The following is an 8,369-nucleotide window of genomic DNA, read 5'->3' as shown; positions in this document are numbered from 1 at the left end:
GCCACCAGCGGAGCCACCGACCAACCATCAGCGGCGATGTGATGCACCACCGCCACCAGCACATGCTCATCGTCGGCAACCCGGAAAAGTGCAGCCCTCAGCGGCAATTCGGTGTCCAGATCGAACGGGTGGCGGGCGACGGCACCTGCGGCTTCAGCCAGCCGGTCCGCCGACCAGTCGATCGCATCGACGACCTGCCAGCACAGGTGAGCACGTTCGGCGGGCACCACCTGTTGCCGCGGCATCCCGTCAGCGACAGGGAAAAGGGTTCGCAGGCTCTCGTGGCGGCCCACCACATCGGACAGCGCTGCACCCAGCGCACCCGGATCGAGATCACCGCTCAGGCGCAATCCCACAGCCATGTTGTAAACCGGTGAGGGGCCGTGTAATTGGTCGAAGAACCACAGCCGCTGCTGGGCATACGACAACGGGATCGTCTGCGGGCGTGCCATCACCTGTAGCGGTGGGCGTGTCGCCTGCTCCTGAAGACGGTCCAGGCAGGCTGCCAGCCGTCCTACGGTGGGCGCGTCGAACAGGTACCGTACCGGCACGTCCTTGCCGAGGGCCGCCTGCAACCGCGCGCTGACCCGGATCGCGATCAGCGAATCGCCCCCCAGAACAAAGAAGTCATCGTCGAGGCCGACCCGGTCCAGCCCCAGCACTTCCGCGAAAACTTCGGCGACGGTCTTCTCCGTCGGCGTCTGAGGCGACCGGAATGTGGTGGCGGTGAAGACCGGCTCGGGCAGCGCCTTGCGGTCGGTCTTGCCCGAGGAGGTCAGCGGGAACTCGTCGAGCACAACGATCTGGCTCGGCACCATGTATTCGGGCAAGCGGGCGGCCAACCATTGGCGCACCTCGCTCACCTTGCTGTTGGTATCAGGATCGTTGGCGTAGGCGCTGCGCTTGCGGGAACCGGCCTGTGGCAGATAGAGGTCGGTCAGTACCGGAACGTCCCCGTCCTCGGTGTCGGCGACGAACACGGCGTCGACAGTGCCGGGTTCAGGTCCCCACGTGACCGCCACCCGGTATCCGGCGTCCTCACCGAGCCGGTACAGCAGTTCGGGTGTGACGGCGTCCGCGGGGTTGGCGGCAATCTCCGCCTCTGCCAACCCGTCAGTAGCCGAATGCCCGGCGGCAAGGGCTTGTTCGATGATCACGTCGGCCATCACGCCCGCACGCGGGATCGCGGTGACCCGCACGGTGGCCGGTCGCTGGGCCGTCAACTCGGCGTGCAGTCCGCTCAGCCCCGCGCACTCGGCCCAATCCCACGCGGGCGCCTCTTCGAGCGAGAGGATTCGGCCGGCTGACCGGTGGATGGCGACGTCGTAGCGGTACCGGGTCAGCTCGTTGTCGGCTTCACCGCGCTTGACCTGGATACCGATACCCCCCACCGAAGGGTTCTCAGCTGCCCAGGTCGTGAAGAATTCGGGGGCCAGCAGCAGCTCGGGTTCGCCGAGTATTGCCCGCTGTACCCGTTGCCGGAGATCGTCGGTATCGGTACCGGACCCGCTGCGCGCCAACGCGATACCGGTCTGGAAGGCGCCCTGCAGGCTGTGGTTGCGCACGTCGCCGACGAACAGCGTTCCCCCCGGGGCCAACAGGCCCATGGCATTGTCCATCACCTCGGTGAGGTACACCGAATTCGGGAAGTACTGGATGACCGAGTTGATGATGATCGTGTCGAAGTACCCGGCCGGCAGCCCGGCGACCACATCCGCGGGCTGCACCTGCAACCGGACCCGGTCCCCCCACGGTTGACCCGCCACCGCGGCCTGCAGCTTGTGGATGGTCGGCGCGGAAAAGTCTGTGCCCCAATACTCCATGCACTTCGGGGCGATCTGTGAAAGTACCAGGCCTGACCCGACGCCGAGCTCGAGTACCCGCTGCGGGTGCAGTGCCAGGATCCGGTTCACCGCTCCAGCACGCCACTCCTGCATCTCGTCCAGCGGTATCGGGTCACTGGTGTAGCTGCTGTTCCAGCCGCGGAAATCGCTGCCGAATTCGACCTCGTCGAGGTCGGCGTCGTAGAGCTCGTCGTAGACGTGTTGCCACTGATCGACGACTTCCGCGTCGTGATCGGCGTTGCTGGCCCGCTCCAATGCGACATATGCGACCAGGTGGTCCGCGGCATCGGTGTGATAGACCGCGGCCGCTGCCCGATTGACTTGCGGGCAGGCCAGCAGGGTGTTCTCGATCTCGCCCAGTTCCAGGCGCTGCCCACGCAGCTTGACCTGAGCATCGGCCCGTCCCAGGTATTCCAGGCTGCCCGACTCGGTCCAGCGCACCAGGTCGCCGGTGCGGTACAACCGTGTCCCCGGAGCCCCAAAAGGATTGGCCACAAAGCGATCCGCAGTCAAATCAGGCCGCCCCACATAACCACGAGCCAGCACCGGACCGGCCAGGTACAACTCACCCACCACCCCGATCGGCGTGGGGTTCAACCGCGCATCCAACACCAACGCACACGTACCGGGAACCGGGGCACCGATACGCACGGGCTGTCCAGCCGACAGCGCACTCCAGGTGGCCCAGATCGTCACCTCGGTCGGCCCATACGCATTGAACACCCGCCGACGCTGGACCCCGTCTTCCCCCTCGCGTCCGGGGGCCCACGCGGCCACCAACTCCGCCGGGCACGCCTCACCACCGGTCACCAGCGTCGTCAATCCGGACAGGCGGTTCCGATCCAGCGTTGCCACCACGGTCGGGGTGATCAGTGCCGCCTCGACCCGCTGTTCCTCGATCACCGCCGTCAGCGCGTCACCCGCGTAGGAGTCGGGCGGAGCCACCACCAGCGCCGCGCCCGAGGACACCGCCCACAACCATTCGAAGACCGAGGCATCGAACGTCGGTGCGGCCACCATCAGCACCCGGGCTCCCGCAGTCACACCGAACAGGTCACGATGAGCCGCGGCCACGCCCAGCACGCCGGCGTGGCTGATTGCCACCCCCTTCGGTGTACCGGTGGATCCTGAGGTGAAGATCGCGTACGCAGCATCGTCAATAGTCAACGCCGCCAAGCGATCAGCGTCGGTGACCGGCTCCGCGGACCTGCTCGACAGGTCCAGCGCCTCGACGTCGATCACCGGGCGAGCCCCGGTTCCGGCCACGGGGTCACCGCCACGAGTCAGTACACACACCGCTTCGACGGTGTCCAGCACCGTGGTGATCCGCTCGGCCGGGTGGGTGCGGTCGACCGGCACGTACACGCCACCGGCCTTGAGTACCGCCCACCAGGCGATCACCAGCTCGGCAGATCGGCCCATCGCCACACCGACCGCGCGCTCGGGCCCAACGCCTGCTTCGATCAACACCCGTGCCAGCCGGTTGGATATCTCATCGAGCTGCCGATAGGACAGTTCACGGTCCCCATCCACCACCGCGACGGCCTCGGGATCGGCAGCCACCGCCGTCGCTAACAACTCCGGAGCCAGCCCCACCTGCGCATCGACCCCGGCACCAGACCACCTGTGCAACACCAGATCACGCTCGGCATCATCGAGCAAGTCCACTTCGCCGACCACCACCGACGAGTCAGCAACCACAGCTGAAACCACCTTGCCGAACCAACCCACCAGGCGCTCGATCGTGGACCGGTCGAACAGGTCGGTGGCGTAGGTCAGCACACCTGCAGCCATCGGGGCACCCGAAAGCTCGTCGGGAACCTCCCTGATGTCCACGTCGAGGTCGAACTTGGCGGTGCGGGTGACCATCGACATCGGCTCGATGCCGGCGCCTTCCAAGGCCACCTCGGGGCGCACGTTGTTCTGGAACACCAGGGCGACCTGGAACAGCGGATGGTGCGATGTGGACCGGGTCGGGTTGAGTTGCTCCACCAGCAACTCGAAGGGCACATCCTGATTGCTGTATCCGTCCAGCGCTTTCTGCCGCACCTGATCGAGCACGTCGCTGAACCTCTGCTGCGAGTTCAGCCCGACCCGCAGCACCCAGGTGTTGACGAAGAACCCGACCAACTCCTGCAGGGCCTGATCATTACGTCCGGCGATCGGTGTCCCCAGGGCGATGTCCTCACCGACACCGGCCCGGTGCAGTACGACGGACATGACGGCCTGCAAGACCATCGATGTGGTGACGTTGTGTTCGGCGGCAACCTTTTTGATACCTGCCCAGGTGTCAGGGTCGATACGCAGGTCGACCCCGTCACCGCGATAGCTCGGCGCGGGCGGTCGCGGCCGATCGGTGGGTAGTGATACCACCTCGGGCAGTCCCGCCAGCTCTTTACGCCAATAGGACAACTGCTCGGCGATCCGGCTGCCTGGATCAGCCAGGTCTCCCAGATGCTCGCGCTGCCACAGCGTGTAGTCGGCGTACTGCACCGGCAGCGGCGTCCAGGCGGGAACCTGTCCCGCGCAGCGGGCCGCGTACGCGACACCGACATCCTTGACCATGGGCGCCATCGACCATCCGTCGAAGGCGATGTGGTGCAGGACGATTCCCAGAACGTACTGCTCGGGGCCGACCGAGTAGATCTGGGCCCGGACCGGAATCTCAGTTGCCAAATCGAACCGATAGCCCGCCAAGGCGACCAACTCGCCCATGACAGCATCTTCTTGGTCTTCGGTGACTTCTACCAGAGCTGGGCCTCCGCGCCGCCACAACCCCGGCTCGGCAGGCAACACCCTCTGCGAGGGCACCCCGTCGATATCGGGGAACACCGTGCGCAGCGACTCGTGCCGGGCGATCACGTCATCGAGGGCAGCGTCGAGCGCATCCAGATCCAAAGCGCCGTTGATCCGGAAGGCGATCGGCATGTTGTAGGTCGCCACCCCGCCCTCGAACCGGTTGAGGAACCACAGGCGCTGCTGCGCATACGACAACGGGATGATGTCCGGGCGTTGTTGGGGCACGAGCGGTCGACGTCCGCTCGAGCCCGAAACGAGGCGCAGCGCGAGTTGGGCGACTGTCGGTGCGTCGAACAAGGTGCGGACACCCATATCGACGTCGAGGTGACTGTTCACCGCCGCGAGTAGTCGCATGGCAGACAGCGAGTCGCCGCCGAGGTCGAAGAAGGAGTCGTCGACGCCGACGCGTTCCAGTCCCAGAACCTGAGCGTAGATGCCGGCCAGGATTTCCTCGGTAGCCGTGCTGGGCGCCCGGTAGTGATCGGTGTCGGTGTATTCCGGTGCCGGCAGAGCGCGCTTGTCCAGCTTGCCGTTGACCGTCAACGGCAACGCATCAAGGACCACGACAGCTGTCGGCACCATGTAGGCCAGCAGCCGCTGGGAGAGCTGCGCGCGGACCACCGCGGGGTCGGCTGAACCGGTGAAGTAACCGACCAGACGTTTGTCACCGGGACGGTCCTCGCGGGCGATCACCACGGCTTGCTGCACCTCATCGAGATCGGCGAGCGCCGTCTGGATTTCACCGAGTTCGATGCGGTAGCCCCGGATCTTGACCTGATCATCGGCACGCCCGGCGTAGTGCAGCTGCCCATCCGGGCCCCACGACACCAGGTCCCCGGTGCGATACATCCGGGCCCCAGGGTCGCCGAACGGGCACGGTACAAACCGTGAGGCGGTGAGCCCGGCCCGGCACGCATATCCGACGCCCACGCCCCGACCGGCCACATACAACTCACCCACCACACCGACCGGCACTTCCCGCAGCCAACGGTCCAACACAAACAACGCCGCACCCGGCACCGGCACACCGATCGGCACACAGTCCGAGCCCGCAGCCAACGGCTCACTGATCGTGGCATACACCGTCGTCTCGGTCGGGCCGTAACCGTTGATCATCACCCGATGCGGGGCCCACCGATCCACGATCTGGCTGGGGCAGGGCTCGGCAGCCACCATCAACGAAGCCGCTTCCAGCCCCTGCGGGTCCAATATTCCTACTGCCGAGGGAGTTTGACTCAAGACCGTGACGCGTTCGCCGACCAGCAGCGCATGCAGGTCTTTCGGCGACCGTGTCGTCTGCTCCGGCACCACCACCAGACGCCCACCATGCAGCAGCGCCCCCCAGATCTCCCACACCGAATAATCAAACGCCAACGACGAACACGCCGCCCACACCTGTCGCGGCCCCAACTCGAAACCGACATCAAGCCCATCAAACAACCGCGTCACATTCTCATGAGTAACCACAACACCTTTCGGCGTCCCCGTCGTACCCGACGTGTAAATGATGTGCGCGATGTCATCGGGTGCAGGCACCGGCAACGGCGTCGCCGATTGCACATCAATACGCGGATCGTCGACCTCGACCACCGGCACACCGCAGCTTTCGAGCCGGTAGGCCAAACCACCCGTCGTGACTGCCGCGACCGGCCCGGCGTCGGTGAGCATGAACTCGATCCGCGCATCGGGCACCCCCGGATCGATCGGCAGATACGCCGCACCCGACTTGAGCACACCCAAGATCGCCACAATCGCCTGCGCCGAACGCTCCAGCAGCACAGCCACACACACACCAGGGCCTGCTCCCCGGTCAACAAGCATGTGTGCCAAACGATTCGATGCCTCGTCGAGTTCGCGGTAGCTCAGCGTACGCCCGTCGAAACTGACCGCCTCCGATCCGGGCGCCCGCTCCACCTGTGCGGTGAACAACGCCGGAATCGAGGCTTGGGCCACCGGTCGCGTGAGGACAGTACGATGACTCACCGCATCCAACCGCTCACGATCGGCGGTGTCGAGGAGGTCCACCGCCGACAACCGTTGCGTGGTGTCAGCCGTCATCGTCAGCAGCATCCGCTGCAATCTCTGTGTCAGTTTCCGAATAGCGGCCGCGTCGAACACGTCGGTACGGAACTCCACCACCCCGCCGATGCCGGCCGGTGCGCCGCTGTCGTCGAACCGTTCGGCAAGCGAGAACACCAGATCCATCCGAGCGGTCCGGGATTCGGCATCCAGCGGTGTGGCCCGGACATCACCCAGGTTCAAACTGGAAGCCTGTTCCGAGGCGAAGTTCTGCCACGACACCATCACCTGTACGAGCGGGTGATGGGTCAGGCTGCGGGCCGGGTTGAGACGCTCCACCAGCACCTCGAACGGCACATCCTGGTGCTCGAACGCGGCCAAGCCTCGCTGACGTACCTGACCCAGCAGATCGCACACCGTCGGGTCACCACCCAGATCCAACCGCAGAACGAGGGTGTTGACGAAGAAACCGACGAGTTCATCAAGACCCGGGTCGCTGCGGCCGGCGGTCGCGATTCCCACCGCCACATCGGAACTGGCACTCAACTGTGCGAGCAGCGCGGCCAGCGCCGCCTGAACCACCATGAAACTCGTCACGCCGTGCTCGCGGGCCACCCGCTCCACCTGCCGCTGCAACTCGGCAGGCCAGTCGATCGCCACACTCGAACCCTGGTAATCGGCCACCGGCGGATACGGCCGGTCGGTCGGCAGCTCAAGGCGCTCAGGCAGATCGGCCAGCTCTTGTTCCCAATAGGCCAGCTGCGTGGCGATCACACTGTCCGGATCAGACGGTGTACCCAGCCACTCATGCTGCCACAGCGTGTAATCGGCGTACTGCACCGGCAACGGCGCCCACTCCGGCGCCCGGCCGGCACAGCGACTGCCGTACGCCGAACCCAGATCCGCCACGAACGGCGTGATCGACCAACCATCGGCGGCGATGTGATGGACCACCGTCACCAGAACATGTTGATCCTCAGCGACCCGGAAGAGTGTTGCCCGCAACGGGATTTCCTGCGTGAGGTCGAACGGGCGCCGCCCGACCGCACCGGCCGCCTCCTCCAACCGATCAGGCGACCACTCAGTGGCGTCGACAACCTGCCAGCCCAGTTCGGCTTGCGCGGCCGGCACCACCAACTGCTGCGGAATCCCGTCGACCGCCCCGAACATCGTGCGCAGGCTCTCGTGCCGCCCCAGCACGTCGGCCAATGCCTGCCCCAGCGCGTCGGCATCCAGATTACCGTCGAGCCGTAAGGCAACCGCCATGTTGTAGATCGACGACGGCCCCTGCAATTGCTCCAAGAACCACAACCGCTGTTGCGCATACGACAGCGGAATGACGTCTGGTCGCTGTTGGGCGACCAACTGCGGACGTCCACCCGAACCGGCCTTGATGTGCGGCGCCAGCTGAGCGATGGTGGGCGCGTCGAACAAGGTACGGACACTGACTTCGGCCTCGAAGCCGGCGTTGACGGCGGCGATCAGTCGCATCGCCGTCAGGGAGTCCCCGCCGAGGTCGAAGAAGGAGTCGTCGATCCCGACCCGGTCCAGTCCCAGAACCTGGGCGTAGATGCCGGCCAGGATTTCCTCGGTAGCGGTGCTGGGCGCCCGGTAGTGATCGGTGTCGGTGTATTCCGGTGCGGGCAGGGCCCGCTTGTCCAGCTTGCCGTTGACCGTCAACGGCAACGAGTCGAGGACCACCACCGC

The 8,369-nt window shown here is 65.8% G+C and carries 1 protein-coding gene; it reads right to left on the bottom strand.

Going from position 1 to position 8,369, the window contains the following annotated elements; translation table 11 throughout:
- A partial coding sequence (locus tag FR943_RS26310) for a non-ribosomal peptide synthetase (RefSeq protein ID WP_246584847.1) occupies positions 1-8,369 on the bottom strand: 8,369 nt, incomplete at both ends.

It is taken from the genome of [Mycobacterium] fortunisiensis (assembly GCF_019050325.1).
GTDB classification, from domain to species: domain Bacteria; phylum Actinomycetota; class Actinomycetes; order Mycobacteriales; family Mycobacteriaceae; genus Mycobacterium; species Mycobacterium fortunisiensis.
The sequence above is the reverse complement of the archived record's forward strand: the minus strand, read 5'-3'. Positions and strand labels throughout refer to the sequence as shown.